13 protein-coding genes are annotated in these 15,466 nt (G+C 70.7%); 9 read left to right on the top strand and 4 right to left on the bottom strand.

The window, feature by feature from the left end; genetic code table 11:
- Window positions 1–13: 13 nt before the first annotated feature.
- From AB8P05_RS28340 to cobD, 3 genes are all read right to left on the bottom strand, one after another.
- Window positions 14–1,240 (bottom strand): sensor domain-containing diguanylate cyclase, encoded by a 1,227-nt coding sequence (locus AB8P05_RS28340; protein WP_472761385.1) that lies wholly within the window; start codon window positions 1,238–1,240, stop codon window positions 14–16.
- Window positions 1,231–1,653: a PAS domain-containing protein gene (locus tag AB8P05_RS28335; RefSeq protein ID WP_472761384.1), complete on the bottom strand. Its 423-nt coding sequence runs from the start codon at window positions 1,651–1,653 to the stop codon at window positions 1,231–1,233. Before AB8P05_RS28335 ends, AB8P05_RS28340 begins: the two co-directional genes overlap by 10 nt.
- Window positions 1,654–1,795: 142 nt before the next feature.
- The gene (gene cobD / locus AB8P05_RS28330; protein ID WP_472761383.1) at window positions 1,796–2,935 is read right to left on the bottom strand and encodes a threonine-phosphate decarboxylase CobD; all 1,140 of its coding nucleotides are present in this window, start codon (window positions 2,933–2,935) and stop codon (window positions 1,796–1,798) included.
- Window positions 2,936–3,004: 69 nt separating this feature from the next.
- Here cobD and cbiB point away from each other — a divergent pair, with 69 nt between their 5' ends.
- Window positions 3,005–3,967 (top strand): adenosylcobinamide-phosphate synthase CbiB, encoded by a 963-nt coding sequence (gene cbiB, locus AB8P05_RS28325; protein ID WP_472761382.1) that lies wholly within the window; start codon window positions 3,005–3,007, stop codon window positions 3,965–3,967.
- A gap of 17 nt (window positions 3,968–3,984) precedes the next feature.
- Here cbiB and AB8P05_RS28320 read toward each other — a convergent pair whose 3' ends face one another.
- Window positions 3,985–4,491, bottom strand: coding sequence for a hypothetical protein (locus tag AB8P05_RS28320; RefSeq protein WP_472761381.1), 507 nt, complete (start codon window positions 4,489–4,491; stop codon window positions 3,985–3,987).
- Between the two features lie 245 nt (window positions 4,492–4,736).
- On the opposite strand from AB8P05_RS28320, the gene AB8P05_RS28315 reads away from it, so the two are divergent.
- The 8 genes from AB8P05_RS28315 (at window position 4,737) to paaE (ending at window position 15,463) form a co-directional block, all read left to right on the top strand.
- Window positions 4,737–7,088, top strand: a complete 2,352-nt coding sequence (locus AB8P05_RS28315) for a hybrid sensor histidine kinase/response regulator (protein WP_472761380.1) — start codon at window positions 4,737–4,739, stop codon at window positions 7,086–7,088.
- Between the two features lie 151 nt (window positions 7,089–7,239).
- A complete protein-coding gene (locus tag AB8P05_RS28310) occupies window positions 7,240–9,963 on the top strand; it encodes a penicillin acylase family protein (protein WP_472761379.1) in 2,724 nt (907 codons plus the stop codon).
- On the top strand, window positions 9,960–11,174 hold the full coding sequence (locus AB8P05_RS28305) for a threonine ammonia-lyase (RefSeq protein ID WP_472761378.1): 1,215 nt from the start codon (window positions 9,960–9,962) through the stop codon (window positions 11,172–11,174). The genes AB8P05_RS28310 and AB8P05_RS28305 overlap by 4 nt, the downstream gene beginning before the upstream one ends.
- A 419-nt stretch (window positions 11,175–11,593) precedes the next feature.
- Window positions 11,594–12,607, top strand: coding sequence for a 1,2-phenylacetyl-CoA epoxidase subunit PaaA (paaA, locus tag AB8P05_RS28300; RefSeq protein ID WP_472761377.1), 1,014 nt, complete (start codon window positions 11,594–11,596; stop codon window positions 12,605–12,607).
- A gap of 26 nt (window positions 12,608–12,633) precedes the next feature.
- Entirely contained in the window at window positions 12,634–12,921 is a 288-nt protein-coding gene (paaB, locus tag AB8P05_RS28295) for a 1,2-phenylacetyl-CoA epoxidase subunit PaaB (RefSeq protein WP_085092120.1), read from the top strand.
- The gene (paaC, locus tag AB8P05_RS28290; RefSeq protein ID WP_455175245.1) at window positions 12,921–13,685 is read left to right on the top strand and encodes a 1,2-phenylacetyl-CoA epoxidase subunit PaaC; all 765 of its coding nucleotides are present in this window, start codon (window positions 12,921–12,923) and stop codon (window positions 13,683–13,685) included. The genes paaB and paaC overlap by 1 nt, the downstream gene beginning before the upstream one ends.
- 7 nt (window positions 13,686–13,692) lie before the next feature.
- The gene (gene paaD, locus AB8P05_RS28285) at window positions 13,693–14,214 is read left to right on the top strand and encodes a 1,2-phenylacetyl-CoA epoxidase subunit PaaD (RefSeq protein ID WP_472761376.1); all 522 of its coding nucleotides are present in this window, start codon (window positions 13,693–13,695) and stop codon (window positions 14,212–14,214) included.
- Window positions 14,215–14,383: 169 nt separating this feature from the next.
- Window positions 14,384–15,463: a 1,2-phenylacetyl-CoA epoxidase subunit PaaE gene (gene paaE / locus AB8P05_RS28280; protein ID WP_472761375.1), complete on the top strand. Its 1,080-nt coding sequence runs from the start codon at window positions 14,384–14,386 to the stop codon at window positions 15,461–15,463.
- Window positions 15,464–15,466 lie beyond the last annotated feature (3 nt).

Below are 15,466 nucleotides of genomic sequence, written 5' to 3'. Positions count from 1 at the left end.
TAGGGCTGGGCTCCTACATCCCCGGCTCGAACACCGCCACGCGGTTGCGGCCGAGATGCTTGGCGCGGTAGAGCGCGAGGTCGGCGCGGTGGATCGCCCGTTCCAGCGTGTCGGTGGCGCCCTCCAGCCCGGCGATGCCGATGCTGGCGGTCAGGCGGAAGGTGCCGTCCGGCGCCTCGATCGGCATGCGGGCGAGATGGCGGCGCACCCGTTCGGCCACGACGCGGCTCTCGTCGGCGGTGGCGCCGGGCAGGACCACCACGAACTCCTCCCCGCCCAGCCGGCCCAGCAGGTCGTATTCCCGCAGGATCGCCTGACAGCCGGCGGCGACCATGCGCAGCGCGTCGTCGCCGGTGGCATGGCCGAAGGTGTCGTTGATCCGCTTGAAATGGTCGACGTCCAGCACGAAGACCGACAGCGGCTCGTGGAAGCGGTGGGCGCGGGCCAGCTGCGAGCGCGCCAGCTCCATGAAGGAGCGGCGGTTGTAGATGCCGGTCAGCGGATCGCGCGACGCCATGTCGCGCAGCGCCTCCTCCATGCTGCGGCGTTCGGTGTAGTCGTAGATCCAGGCCAGATTGACCGGCACGCCCTGGATCACCGCCTGGTTGACGGTGAACAGCGTCCAGAAGGGCGACCCGTCGGCGCGCTTGAACTGGACCTCCATGTTGGTGACCCCGCCGCCGCCGCGCAGCCGTTCCAGGACGCGCAGGCGCTGGTGGCTGTCCAGGTAATAGTCGCGGGCGCGGCTGCCGATCAGCTTTTCGCGCGGCAGGCCGATCAGCTCGGCGAAGCGGGTGTTGACGAAGATGATCCGCCCGTCGTCGCGGCGGGAGACGGAAACGCCGACCGGGCTCTGCTCCAGGATCGCTTCCAGCCGCTCCTCGTGCGGGCGGCATTCCGCCAGCTCATGGATGGCGCCGACGATGCCCATCGGGTTGCCGGCCTCGTCGCGGATGGCGGTCTTGGTCAGGTTGACCAGACGCATCGCGCCCTCCGCCGTGCAGACCGGGGCCTCGTAGTGGACGTTGCCCCCGCGCTCCATCACCGCGCGGTCCTGGCCGACATGCTCCCGCGCCATGTCCGGGCTGGTCAGGGCGAAGGTGGTCCGCCGCAGCATGTCGCCCCTGTCGATGCCGGTCAGGCGCGAGAAGGCGTCGTTGACCGCGATGTACTGGCCGTCGGCATCCTTGACGAACAGCGGCACCGGCGCCGCCTGCAGCAGGGCATCGACTATCGGCATCCTGGCCGGCATCCTGGCCGGCATCTCGGCGGGGGCGGGGGCGGCTCGCCGGCCCCCGTCGGCGGCCGGCACAGGGCCTCGACATCCGTCACCGTCAGCATCCGCAGCGGGTCCGCCTGCGCGTCGGCGGCGTCGGAATCCGCAGGCAGGAGCGTTTCCGCCACCGTCACCCAGCGGGCGGCGCCGTCGGCCCGCCGCGCCGGCCATGCCTGCGGCAGGCCGCGGTCCAGATCGAACTCGCACAGGCTCCGCCCCGGCAGCCCGCCCGGTTCGCAGCCGAGCAGCCCATGCAACGCGGGGTTGGCGTAGCGGATCATCCCCGATGCCGTGACGATGCACACCCCGACCGGAAGACGGTCGTAGGCCGACCACGCGGTGTTCCGCATGTCCTGCACGCCACGGTCGGAGATCATTGCCATGCTATCCGAAACCAGCATGGCACACAGTGTCCCATAGAATTTTATTTCCCTGCAATGCCGACGCGACCCAAGGGGGTCGAAATGCTCCGGCCGGACTTCTAAGAACGGTTGAGTGTATAAAATTTTCGGCGATTGTTCAAGGTGCTGACTTTTTGTGTGGTTGCACCGCGCCGACCTTGCCGCCGCCTTGCTCTGCGGCGCGATGGCTTCCCAGTGCGACGCTAAGCCGCTGCCAGGACTCTTCCGGGCCGGGCAGGCCGAAGCGCAGCCAGTCCGGCCGCCGTTCGAACCGGCGCACCAGGATCCCGGCCTCCCCCAGCGCGCGATACAGGTCGGGCGCCCGCGGTTCCTCGACAAGGCAGAACAGAGCGGTGCCGCCGATCACCGTCAGTCCGGCGCCGGACAGCAGGCGGTGCAGCCGCGCCATCGCGTCGTCCAGCATGCCGCGCGTCCGCGCGATCCACTCCCCGTCGGCGAACGCCGCCGTGGCGATGGACAGGCCGGGGCCGGACACCGCCCAGGGGCCGACGGCGTCGCGCAAGCCCGCCGCCAGCCCGGCCGGCGCCAGCGCGATCCCCAGCCGCAGGCCCGCCAGCCCGAAGAACTTCCCGAAGGAGCGCAGGACCACCAGCCCCGGCCGGCCGGCGAAGCGGGCAACGCTCCGCTCCGGCTCCATGTCGGCGAAAGCCTCGTCCACCACCAGCCAGCCGCCGCGCGCCGCCTGCGCCTGCGCCAGTTCCAGCAGCCGTTCGGGCGGCAGGATGCGGCCGTCGGGGTTGTTGGGGTTGACAACTATCAGGACATCCGGGGCCAGGACATCCGGAGCCAGCACATCCGGGACCAGGTTGTCCGTGCCCTCCACGCTGCGCACCTCGTGTCCGGCCAGCGCCCAGCAGCGGGCATGCTCGGCATAGGTCGGCTCCACGACCGCCACCCGGCCGGGCGGCAGCAGGCGCGGCAGCAGCTGGATCAGCGCCTGCGAGCCCGACGCGGCGGCGACCAGCTCCGCTGACGGCGCGCCGTAGCAGGCCGCCGCCGCCGCACGCAGCGCCTCCTCCTCCGCCCGGCCGGGCAGCCGGGTCCAGGCGTCGGACGGAACCGGCGGCAGCGGGTAGGGCCAGGGGTTGATGCCGGTGGACAAATCGACCCAGGGCCCAGGCGCCACGGGGAAGGCCGCGCGGGCGCCGTCCAGGTCGCCGCCATGCAGCAGGCCGCCCTTCTCCGCACCTCCCCCACCCGTCACGCGCGGCTTGGTCGCCATGCAGTCTTCGGCCATGATCGCGCCTCCTTCACGTCCACCCTCGCGCGGCCAGCCGGCCGCCCCATCCGCTGGAACGTCCCGCCCGTGCCGCTTCATCCCTTCCTGCTCGCCGCCGCGCTCGTGATCGAGGCGGTGGCCGGCTATCCGGACCCACTCTATACCCGCATCCGCCACCCGGTGGTGTGGATCGGTGCGCTTATCGCGCAGCTCGACCGCGCGCTCAACCGCGAGGAGGACGGTTTCGCCCGGCGCAAGGCGTTCGGCGTGCTGGCGCTGGTGGTGCTGCTGCTGACGGTGGGCGGCGTGGCGGTTGCGGTGGCCTGGGCCTGCCGGCTGCTGCCCTTCGGCTGGCTGGTCGAGGCGGCGCTCGCCTCCACCCTGCTGGCCCAGCGCAGCCTGCACGACCATGTGGCGGCGGTCGCCGACGGCTTCCGCAGCGGCGGCCTGGAGGGCGCGCGCAAGGCGGTGTCGATGATCGTCGGCCGCAACCCCGCCACGCTGGACGAGCCGGCCGTCGCCCGCGCCGCCATCGAAAGCCTCGCGGAGAATTTTTCCGACGGGGTGGTGGCGCCGGCCTTCTGGCTTCTGGTGGGCGGGCTGCCGGGTCTGGCGCTCTACAAGGCGATCAACACCGCCGATAGCATGATCGGCCACCGCACGCCAAGGCACGAGGCCTTCGGCTGGGCGGCGGCGCGGCTGGACGATCTGGTCAACCTGCCGGGCTCCCGCCTGACCGCCCTGCTGCTGGTCGGGGCGGCCTGGATGATGGCGGGGGCCGACCCGCGGCAGGCGTGGCGCTCCGTGCGTCAGGACGCCCACCGCCACCGCTCCCCCAACGCCGGCTGGCCGGAGGCGGCGATGGCCGGCGCGCTCGACCTGCGGCTGGGCGGCCCACGCGTCTACGGCGACACCCGCATCGAGGATGTCTGGCTCGGCACCGGCCGCACCGCCGCGACCCCGTCCGACATCCGCCGCGCGCTTGCGCTCTACCGCCGCGCCTGCCTTCTGCTGATCGGCGGGGCGCTGGTGCTGGCGCTGCTGGGCTGATCCTCCGTTCCGATCCGTCACCGCCCCGCCGCCCGCCGCACCATCAGGGATATCCGGCGCGCGACCCGCCGCAGGCCGCGCAGCAGGCGGCGGGCGGCGCGGACGGGGGCGGTCTCCTTCAGCCAGGACAGCCATGCGGTCACCCGGCCATAGCCGCGGGCGAACCAGCCGATGGTCAGCAGCTTCGGCTTGGCGAGGTGGAACAGCCGCTCCACCAGGGTGATCTTCACCAGCTCCGCCCCGGCGATCACCACGGCGCCGGCCAGCGGGCGCCCGGTGGCGAACAGCCACGCCCCGACCGGCTTCGCCGGCTCCAGCAGGGCAAGCGGCACCAGGACCAGCACCAGCGACGGGTAAGGCCCCAGCCCGGCGATCCAATCGGCGACCCGGCGGCCGATGCGCGCGAAGACCGGAACATGCGCGATCCGGCGCAGGACGGGCCGCACCACCCAGTAGGCCAGCGCATCCACAAGGAAGTACGCCAGCGCCGCCAGCATTCCCACAGGACGCAGCAGGCCACTCACCGCCGCGTGCAGGGCAGAGTGCTGACGCGGCGGCCGTTCGGATGAATCGGGGGCGTCCGGTTCCCCGGAAGAGGAATGCCCGTTCATCCGTCATATCCCGCCGGACGTCGTAGGTCGCAGTCTACCACCAAGGCCAGCCTTTCGTTCGTGGAAGGGGACTGGCACTGTCCCCTGAATTGTCTCCGCACATATGCAAACGATATCGCTACAAACCCGATCAGTCCGTACAACCCACCACGACTCCCGTGCCCGGCCATTACGACCCACTGCTCGTCGCCCTGTCCTACGTCATCGCCGTGTTCGGTGGTTACGTCGCCCTGGATTTGGCGAATCATGCCCGCGTCGGCGAGGGCGGTCCCCGGAATGAAGGCCGGGACGGCGGCAGCGGCGACGTGCGCCGGCTGGCCGGTGCCGCGCTGGCGCTGGGTGCCGGGATCTGGTCGATGCATTTCATCGGCATGCTGGCCTATCACAGCGACGTGCCGATCGGCTACGACGCCGGGCTGACGGCATTGTCCTTCCTGCTCGCCGTGGCCGTATCGGGTGCCGGGCTGTTCGCCGTGGCACGCAACCGGCCGCGCCGGTTCACGCTTGCTGTCGCCGGAACCCTTACCGGGCTCGGCATCGTCAGCATGCATTATGTAGGAATGGCGGGCATGCGCATGGACATGGACCTGTCCTACGACGTCCTTCTGGTCGCCGTCTCCGTCGTCGTCGCCATCGTCGCCTCGACCGTGGCCCTGTGGATGGCCTTCCGCACCCACCGTCCGCTGCAGCGCGCCGCCGGCGCCGTCCTGCTGGGGCTGGGGGTGGTGACGATGCACTACACCGGCATGGCCGCCGCAGGCATGGAGCCGGTGACCGAGCTGAGCGCCGCCGGACCGGGCCTGGCGACCGCCCATCAGGCCGCACATCAATCGGGCATGGCTGCCACGGGACAAGGGATCGCGCTGTCCTCCACCCTTCTCGCCATCATGACCGGGCTGGGGACGCTGCTGCTCCTGTGCCTCGCCTTGTTGTCCTCCCTGCTGGGCCGCCGGCAGCAGGCGGACCGCACGGCGGAGCAGGAGGCGCGCTACCGCGCCATCGTCGACACCGCGGTCGATCCCATCATCCTGATCGACGACCACGGCACCGTGCAGTCCTTCAACCATGCCGCGGAGAAGACCTTCGGCTACGCCGCCGCCGAGGTGGTCGGCCACAACGTCAAGATGCTGATGCCGGAGCCCTACCGCACCGCCCATGACGGCTATCTCGACCGCTACCACCGCACAGGCGAGCGGCGGATCGTCGGCATCGGCCGCGAGGTGGAGGGGCTGCGCAAGGACGGCACCACCTTCCCGCTCGACCTGTCGGTGGGCGAATGGCATGTCGGCAAGCGGCGCATGTACACCGGGATCATGCGCGACATCACCGCCCGCAAGGCGGCGGAGGAGGCGATCCTGCGCGCCCGCGACGAGGCGGAGGCCGCGCGGATCGAGGCGGTGCGCGCCCGCGACGACGCCCAGCGCGCCGACCGCGCCAAGACGAAGTTCCTGGCCGCCGCCAGCCACGACCTGCGCCAGCCGCTGCAGTCGCTGTTCTTCTTCGCCCACGCCTTATCGGACAAGCTGGAGGACCATCCGACCGCCCCGCTGCTGGCCAGCATGACCGAATCGCTGACCGGCCTGCGGGTGATGTTGGACAGCCTGCTGGACGTCTCGCGCCTGGATGCCGGGGTGGTGAAGCCCAGCGTCACCGACTTCGCACTCGGCCCCCTGCTGGACCGGCTGGCGGAGGAATACCGCCTCCGCGCCGCCGAATCGGGGCTGACGCTGCGCCATGTCCCGACCTCCGCCTGGACCAGCAGCGACCCCGCCCTGCTGGAGCGCATCCTGCGCAACCTGATCGAGAACGCCATCCGCTACACCGAGCGCGGCCACATCCTGGTCGGTTGCCTGCACCGCGGCGGCGGGCTGCGGCTGGCGGTGCTGGACCAGGGCATCGGCATTCCCGCCGACAAGACCCAGGACATCTTCCAGGAGTTCACCCAGCTCGCCAACCCGGAGCGGGACCGCCGCAAGGGCCTTGGCCTCGGGCTGGCGATCGTGCGCCGGCTGGCCGGGCTGCTGGACCATGCGGTGGACGTGCGCTCAACGCCCGAACGGGGCAGCGGCTTCTTCCTCGACCTGCCGGCGGCGGTGCCGCGCCCGATCCCGAAGCCGGTCCGCCTGCCGGTGGAGCCGGCCCGCGCCAGGGGCCTGATCGTGGTGGTGGACGACGACACCATCATCCTGCTGAGCATGCGCGCGATGCTGGAGGAATGGGGATACGACGTGGTCGCCGCCGTGTCGGCCGACGAGGCGATCGAATCGCTGCTGAACCTGGGTCGCCAGCCGGCGATGATCGTCGCCGACTACCGCCTGCGCGAAGGCCGCACCGGCGTGGAGGCGATCCGCGACATCTACGGCGTCTGCGGCGTGCGCGTCCCCGCCGTGGTTCTGACCGGCGACACCGACCCCGCCCGCATCGCCGAGGTCCAGCGCAGCGGCCACCGCCTGATCCACAAGCCGGTCTCCGCCCCCATGCTGCGGGAGATCCTGACCTCGGCGGCCTGAGGGGCGACCCGAGGGTTCAGGTCCGAAAAAGCGCTCTACTCCACCCATGCAGCCCTGGACGCACAGGCGGCCGGGAACTAGCATCCGCCACCCGAACGAGCCCCCCGGCGGCCCCCGCCCGTCGCCGCCCCATTTTCTCCCACGGACCGTGATGCTGCGCCGTTCCCTGATCCGCGCCGGCGAGACCTGCGCTTTCCACCTCCGCGCCGCCCTGGCGCGTGCGCTGTCCCGCCCCGCCTCCCCGCCTGCCGCACCGCCCCCCACCGGCTATCCGCCGTACCAGACGCAGCAGCCGCCGGTCCAGTATCCGGGCGCGTCCTATCCCGGCCCCCCGCCCTATCCGCAGGTGCCGCAGCAGCCGGTTCCGCCGCCCATTCCGCCCTATGCCGGCCAGCCGGCCTACGGCACGCACGCCCACCATGCGCCTCCACCGCCGCCGAACCGTCCGCGCTTCCGCCTGCCGCGCGGGCGCTGGGGCAAGGTCGCCGCGGTCGCCGGGGTGCTGGTGCTTCTGCCGCCGGTGGCTCTGCTCGGCACCTATCTGTGGATGCGGGCGCAGCAGCCGCAGACCAGCGGCACCGTCGCCATCCCCGGCAGCGGCGCCCCGGCGGAGATCGTCCGTGACGGCCAGGGCGTCGTCCACATCTTCGCGGCGACGGAGCGCGACGCCTACCGCGCGCTGGGCTATGCCCACGCCCAGGACCGGCTGTGGCAGATGGAAACGATGCGCCGGGCCGGCGCCGGCCGGCTGGCCGAGCTGATCGGCGTCAAATACGGCGACTTCGCGCTGCGCACCGACCGGCTGATGCGCACGCTGGGCGTCCGCCGCGCCGCCGAGGCGATGGTCGGCACCCTGTCGCCCGACGCCCGCGCCGCCTTCGACGCCTATGCCGAGGGCGTGAACGCCTATCTGGAAACCCGCTCCGAAGCGCTGCCGCTCGAATTCCAGCTTCTGCGCCACACTCCGGAGCCCTGGACCGTCGCCGACAGCCTGGTCTGGGCGAAGCTGATGGCGCTGCAGCTGTCCGCCAACCACCGGGACGAGCTGTTCCGCTCCCGCGTGATGGAGCGGCTGTCGCCGCAGCAGATCGACGATCTGTTCCCGCCCGACGCCCCGGGATCGCCCACCACGCTGGCCGGCGAGCTGCGCGGCATGGACATGCGGGACATGGTGCGCCGAACCCTGGCGGCCCTGCCGCAGATGGGCTTCGACACCGCGTCCAACGAATGGGTGCTGACCGGCGCCCGCACCACCACCGGCAAGCCGATCCTCGCCAACGACCCGCATCTGGGGCTGGAGGCGCCGATCCTCTGGTATCTCGCCCGCATCGTGACGCCCGGCTTCACCAGCGCCGGGGCCACCGTGCCGGGCGTGCCGCTGACCATCCTCGGCCACAACGGCAAGGTCGCCTGGGGCTTCACCACCACCCACAGCGATACCCAGGATCTGTTCGTCGAGAAGCCCGACCCGCAGGACACGGCCCGCTACCTGACCCCCGACGGCAGCGAGCCCTTCGAGACGCGGGCAGAGACCATCGCCGTCGCCGGGGAGGCGTCGCAGACGCTGACGGTGCGCAGCACGCGCCACGGCCCGGTCATCTCCGACCTGGATGCCCCGCCGGCCGGCGGGACCGCGCCCGGCCCCGTGCTGGCGCTGTCCTTCCCCGGCCTTGCCGACGACGACACCAGCGCCGAGGCGCTCTACCGCCTGAACCATGCCGCGACGGCAGAGGCGGCACGCGAGGCGCTGCGCCTGCATGTCGCCCCGCAGCAGAACGTCGTCTATGCCGACGTGACCGGCGAGGTCGGCTTCATCAGCCCCGGCCGGGTGCCGATCCGCCGCAAGGGCGACGGGCGCGTGCCGGTTCCGGGCTGGACCGGCGAGTATGACTGGACCGGCTTCCTACCCTATTACGCGCTGCCGCAGGCGGTGAACCCGCCGTCGGGCCAGTTCGTCAACGCCAACAACGCGGTGGTCGGGCGCGACTATCCCTATCGCCTCGCCACCGAATGGCCGGACCCGTCGCGCGCCCGGCGCATCGTCGAGATGCTGGGCGCCGGGCGCCATTCCGTCGAGGACGTGGCGCGCCAGCAGATGGACATCGTCTCGCTGCCCGCCCGCGATTTCCTGCCGGAGCTGCTGAAGTACCCGACGCCGCCCGGCCTCCCCGGCGACGCCGCGGCGCTGCTGCGCGGCTGGGACGGCCGGATGGACCGCGAACGGCCGGAACCGCTGATCTTCTCCATGTGGCTGCGGGAGCTGGTGCGGGCGGTCTTCGCCGACGAGCTGGGCGCCGATTTCGCCTCCTACTGGGATCTGCGGCCGGAGGCGCTGCGCCGCGTCATCCACGAGCGGCCGGAGTGGTGCGACGACGTCACCACCCCGCAGAAGGAAAGCTGCGCCGACATGATCGGCCGGTCGCTGGAGACCGCCGTGGCGACGCTGGCGGAGCGGCACGGCTCCAGCCCGAAGAGCTGGCGCTGGGGCGACGAGCACAAGGTGGCGCTGGCCCACCGGATGCTGAGCCGCCTGCCGCTGATCGGCGGGACGGCCGATCTGTCGGTGGAGACCGACGGCGATTACTTCACCGTCAACCGCGGATCGACGAGCATCCGCGATTCCGCCAACCCGTTCCGCCATGTCCATGGCTCCGGCTTCCGCGCGGTCTATGATCTGGCCGACCTGGACAATTCCCGCTTCGTCATCGCCACCGGCCAGTCGGGCAACATCTGGTCCCGCCATTGGGGCGATCTGGTGGAGATGTGGCGCGACGGCGGCGCGTTGCGTCTGGCCGGCGACCGTGGCACGCTGATCTCGGCAGGGGCGGAGGTGCTGACACTCACACCACGCAACACCGGGACAAGCAACAAATGACCATAACTCTGGAGGACGTGCGCGCCGCCGCGGCGCGCATCGCGGGGCACCTGCCCCGGACGCCCACGGTGGAGGCGCCCCGCCTGGGGGACATGGCAGGATGCCGGCTGCACGTGAAGCTGGAGAACCAGCACGCCACCTCCTCCTTCAAGGAGCGTGGCGCGCTGAACAAGCTTTTGTCGCTGGGCGAGGCGGAGCGCCACGCCGGCGTCATCGCCATGTCCGCCGGCAACCATGCCCAGGCGGTGGCCTGCCACGCCACGCGGCTCGGCATCCGTTCCACCATCGTCATGCCCGGCTTCACCCCCTTCACCAAGGTGGAGCGGACCGAGAATCTGGGCGCCACCGTCGAGCTGCATGGCGAGACGCTGAGCGAGGCCGCCGCCTTCGCCCATGATCTGGCGGCCCGCGACGGGCTGACCTTCGTCCATCCCTACGACGACCCGCTGGTGGCCGCCGGCCAGGGCACCGCGGCGCTGGAACTGCTGGAGGATGTGCCGGATCTCGACGTGCTGGTGATCCCCATCGGCGGCGGCGGGCTGATCGCCGGCATGGCGACGGCGGCCAAGGCGCTGCGGCCGGACCTTGAGATCATCGGCGTCCAGTGCAGCCTCTACCCCGCCGTGCGGCAGGCGCTGGCCGGCCAGCCGATCACCTGCGGCGGCGCCACGGTGGCAGAGGGCATCGCGGTGAAGGCGCCCGGCGCCCTGACCCTGCCGATCATCCGCTCCCTGGTCGACGACGTGGTGGAGGTGGGCGAAGCGCGGCTGGAGGAAGCGGTCTACCGCCTCGCCACCGTGCAGAAGCAGGTCGCCGAAGGGGCCGGCGCCGCGGCGCTCGCCGCCGTTCTGGAGGAGCCGGAGCGCTACCGCGGCCGCAAGGTCGGCATCGTGCTGTCGGGCGGCAACATCGATTCCCGCATCATGGCGCAGGTGCTGATGCGCGGGCTGGTCTATGAGGGCCGCATCGTCCGCCTGCGCATCGGCATCACCGACGCCCCCGGCGCGCTCGCCCGCGTCACCCGCCTGCTGGGCGAGGCCGGCGCCAACATCGTCGAGGTCCACCACCAGCGCCTGTTCCACAATGTGCCGGTGAAGATGGCGGAGGTCGACGTGGTGCTGGAAACCCGCAACCAGACCCATGTCGACTCGCTGATCGCCCGCATGAAGGACGCCGGCTACCCGACCACGCTGATGGTCGAGGTGGGCTGACCGTCACGCCCACTCCCGCGCAAGGCTGCGGGATGCGCATGGCTTCCAAACCAGGATGACTCCGGAACGCGCGCACGGCGGCCCCAGGCCGCCGTGTCGCGTAAGCCGGAGTGCTTCTGTCGGCTATCTCCCCGGCAGCGCCCTTCTCTCCTCCTCCGCCCTCTTCCGCATTGCACAAAATCTGCAAGACCGAGCCGTCCGTGTATCGGCGGACGGGGAAGCACGCACGTTTCCCGGCACCACACACCCCAAAGCCAGCCGGGATTACCAACTCAACCCATTGATTTTAAGTCAGACTTTCCGCATCCACCAATCCACCCCTAAAGCGACACACAAATCCTCTTTACAGTCGTTGATCTGTATCATATTTTTCCTTCAGAAATTGTTCGCTGGACGCGCAATCCATCTCGGGGATGCCGATGTACACGCAGGGTTTGGATGCCAAGACCGAGCAGGGCGCTCAACCGTCCCCCCGGCTGGTGACGGAGCAGGAAGCCGCTCTCCAGGGCCGTTTCCAGGAGCGCGTCGATGCCGAGGAGAAGATCGAGCCGCGCGACTGGATGCCGGAGGGCTACCGCCGCACGCTGGTCCGCCAGATCTCGCAGCACGCCCATTCGGAAATCGTCGGCATGCTGCCGGAAGGGAACTGGATCACCCGCGCGCCGACCCTGCGCCGCAAGGTGGCCCTGCTCGCCAAGGTGCAGGACGAGGGCGGGCACGGCCTCTACCTCTACAGCGCCGCCGAGACGCTGGGCGTGTCGCGCGACGAGCTGATCGGCCAGCTGCTGTCGGGCAAGGCCAAATATTCCAGCATCTTCAACTACCCGACCCCGACCTGGGCCGACATCGGCGCCATCGGCTGGCTGGTCGACGGTGCGGCGATCATGAACCAGGTGCCGCTTTGCCGCTGCTCCTACGGGCCGTATGCCCGCGCCATGGTCCGCATCTGCCGCGAGGAGAGCTTCCACCAGCGCCAGGGCTACGAGCTGATGTTGGCGCTGGCCCAGGGCACGGCCGACCAGAAACGGATGGCGCAGGACGCGCTGAACCGCTGGTGGTGGCCGTCGCTGATGATGTTCGGCCCGTCTGACGAGCAGTCCGCCCACTCCGCCCAGAACATGGCCTGGAAGATCAAGCGCTTCTCCAACGACGAGCTGCGCCAGCGCTTCGTCGACGCCACCGTGCCGCAGGCGGAGTTCCTCGGCCTGACCATCCCGGACCCGGAGCTGCGCTTCAACGCCGAGACCGGCCATTACGAATTCGGCGCCATCGACTGGACCGAGTTCAACGAGATCCTGAAGGGCAACGGCCCCTGCAACCGCGAGCGCATCGAGGCCCGCCGCAAGGCGTGGGACGACGGCGCCTGGGTGCGGGAAGCCGCCGTCGCCCACGCCGCCAAACGCAAGCAGCGCGCCCTCAAGAAGGCCGGCTGACACAAGAATTCCGAGGGGACGATACCATGGATCGCAAGGACTGGCCGCTGTTCGAGATCTTCATCCGGCCGAAGAACGGGTTGTCGCACAAGCATGTCGGCAGCCTGCACGCGGCCGACGCCCGCATGGCGCTGGACAACGCCCGCGACGTCTACACCCGCCGCGGCGAGGGCGTCAGCATCTGGGCGGTCCCGGCCTCCAGCATCGCGGCCTCCGACCCGTCGGAGAAGGCCAGCCTGTTCGATCCGGCCGACGACAAGGTCTATCGCCACCCGACCTTCTACGACATCCCCGCAGACGTGAAGAACATCTGATGAGCACGGATCTCAAGGAAGCGCTGTTCGCCTTCACGCTGCGGCTGGGCGACACGTCGCTGGTGCTGGGGCACCGGCTGTCGGAATGGTGCGGCCATGCGCCGGAGCTGGAAGAGGACATCGCGCTGACCAACGTCGCGCTCGACCTCGTCGGCCATGCCCGCATGCTGCTGACCTATGCCGGCGAGCTGGAAGGCAAGGGCCGCGACGAGGACCGCCTCGCCTACCGGCGCGACGTCTTCGACTACCGCAACCATCTGCTGGTCGAGCAGCCCAACCGCGATTTCGGCCACACCATCGTCCGCCAGTTCCTGCACGACGCCTGGGCGGTGGAGCTGTACGAGCGGCTGTGCGCCTCGACGGACGCCACGCTCGCCGGCATCGCCGCCAAGGCGGTGAAGGAGGTGCGCTACCATGTCCGCCACAGCGGCGACTGGCTGGTGCGGCTGGGCGACGGCACCGACGTCAGCCACGCCAAGGTCGCCGACGCGCTCGGCCGGCTCTGGCCCTACACCGGCGAGATGTTCGAGCGCGACGAGGCCGAACAGGCGCTTGTCGCCGCCGGCATCGTCCCCGACCCGGCCGAGCTGAAGGCCGCCTGGACCGCCCGCGTCGAAGCGGTGCTGGAGGACGCCACCCTCGACCGCCCGGCCGACGGCTGGATGCAGAAGGGCGGTCGCCGCGGCGAGCACAGCGAGCATCTGGGCTATCTGCTGGCCGAGATGCAGTTCCTGCCGCGCGCCTATCCCGACGCGAACTGGTGAGGCCGAAATGCCGGATGCAGCGGGCTGCTGGGGACCGGAACCGGGCGCCGATGCGGTCGTGAAGGCCGCCTGGGACGCGCTGGCCGGGGTGATGGATCCGGAGATTCCGGTGCTGAGCATCGTCGATCTCGGCATCGTCCGCGCGGTGTCGGCGGATGCTGACGGCCGGCTGTCGGTGGCGCTGACGCCGACCTATTCCGGCTGCCCGGCGACCGGCGTGATCGTGCTGGAGGCGGAAACGGCATTGGCCCGTGCTGGGCTCGACGCCCGTGTCTCGGTGGTGATCGCCCCTCCCTGGACGACCGACTGGATCAGCGACGCCGGCCGCGAAAAGCTGGCGGAGGTCGGTATCGTCCCGCCGCCGCACTCCGGCAAGCGGTCGCTGACGGCGCCGGACGAGGTGATCGCCTGCCCGCGCTGCGGGTCGGAGGACACCCGCCAGATCAGCCGCTTCGGCTCCACCGCCTGCAAGGCGCTGCACGCCTGCAACGCCTGCCTCGAACCGTTCGACGTGTTCAAATGCCATTGAGTGGAAGCGCCGGCCGCGATGCCCCCACCCTAACCCTCCCCCGCTTCGCAGGGGAGGGAACTCCGCCGCATTCCCGCAAAGCTCCTGGCCCCCTCCCCCGCCCAGCGGGGAGGGTCGGGGTGGGGGCAAGTGCGACGACCACTCACCCGGCCCGACCGAGGACCACCCCATGACCACCCCCAGCTTCCACCCGCTGACCATCCGCGAGTGCCGCCGGGAGACCGCGGACACCGTGTCGATCGCCTTCGACGTGCCGGCCGATCTCGCCGACCGCTTCCGCTTCGTGCAGGGCCAGTATCTCACCCTCAAGACCCGCATCGGCGACGAGGAGGTGCGGCGCTCCTACTCCATCTGCTCCGGCGTTGGGGACGGCGAACTGCGCGTGGCGGTGAAGAAGGTCGATGGCGGCCTGTTCTCCACCCACGCCAACCAGTCGCTGGCGCCGGGCGCCGTGCTGGAGGTGATGACGCCGATGGGGCGCTTCCACACCCCCATCGACCCGGCGGCATCCCGAACCTATGTCGCGTTTGCCGCCGGCAGCGGCATCACCCCGGTGATGTCGATCCTGAAGACCGTGCTGGCGCAGGAGCCGAAGAGCCGTTTCGTGCTGGTCTACGGCAACCGCACCGTCACCTCCATCATCTTCCGGGAAGAGCTGGAGGACCTGAAGAACCGCTACATGGGCCGGCTGGTGATCCACCATGTGCTGAGCCGCGAACCGGAGGAGGCCGGGCTGCTGGGCGGCCGCATCGGCGCCGGTCTGGTGCGCGAGCTGTGCGCCGGCCCCTTGAAGGCGGAGGACATCGACGCCGCCTTCCTCTGCGGCCCCCAGCCGATGGTGGAGGAGGTGCGCGACGCGCTGGCCGCCTGCGGCACGCCGCCCGCCAACATCCATGTCGAGCTGTTCGGCACCACGACCGCCGCCCGCCCCGCGGTCAGGAAGGTGGCGACCGACACGCCCACCGACGCCGCGACCATCGCCATCCTGCAGGACGGCAAGCGCAAGGAATTCACCCTGCCTTACGACGGCGACAGCATCCTCGACGCCGCCCACCGGCATGGCGCCGACCTGCCCTATTCCTGCAAGTCCGGCGTCTGCTGCACCTGCCGCGCCAAGGTGCGCGAAGGCAAGGTCGAGATGGCCGAGAATTACTCCCTGGAGCCGTGGGAGGTCGAGGCCGGCTATGTCCTGACCTGCCAGTCGCGCCCGCTGACCGAGCGGGTCGTCATCGATTTCGACGCCGCCTAACCC

This window comes from Azospirillum sp. VT-I1 (assembly GCF_055698305.1).
Note: the sequence above shows the minus strand (reverse complement) of the source record. Positions and strands in the feature narration are given on the sequence as shown.

Coding starts and splice junctions, on each gene's coding strand:
- cobD (WP_472761383.1), bottom strand. CDS start 2,935: ATGGCCGAAGACTGCATGGCGACCAAGCCGCGCGTGACGGGTGGGGGA.
- paaC (WP_455175245.1), top strand. CDS start 12,921: ATGAGCACGGATCTCAAGGAAGCGCTGTTCGCCTTCACGCTGCGGCTG.
- AB8P05_RS28305 (WP_472761378.1), top strand. CDS start 9,960: ATGACCATAACTCTGGAGGACGTGCGCGCCGCCGCGGCGCGCATCGCG.
- paaE (WP_472761375.1), top strand. CDS start 14,384: ATGACCACCCCCAGCTTCCACCCGCTGACCATCCGCGAGTGCCGCCGG.
- paaD (WP_472761376.1), top strand. CDS start 13,693: ATGCCGGATGCAGCGGGCTGCTGGGGACCGGAACCGGGCGCCGATGCG.
- AB8P05_RS28335 (WP_472761384.1), bottom strand. CDS start 1,653: ATGATCTCCGACCGTGGCGTGCAGGACATGCGGAACACCGCGTGGTCG.
- AB8P05_RS28310 (WP_472761379.1), top strand. CDS start 7,240: ATGCTGCGCCGTTCCCTGATCCGCGCCGGCGAGACCTGCGCTTTCCAC.
- paaA (WP_472761377.1), top strand. CDS start 11,594: ATGTACACGCAGGGTTTGGATGCCAAGACCGAGCAGGGCGCTCAACCG.
- AB8P05_RS28340 (WP_472761385.1), bottom strand. CDS start 1,240: ATGCCGATAGTCGATGCCCTGCTGCAGGCGGCGCCGGTGCCGCTGTTC.
- paaB (WP_085092120.1), top strand. CDS start 12,634: ATGGATCGCAAGGACTGGCCGCTGTTCGAGATCTTCATCCGGCCGAAG.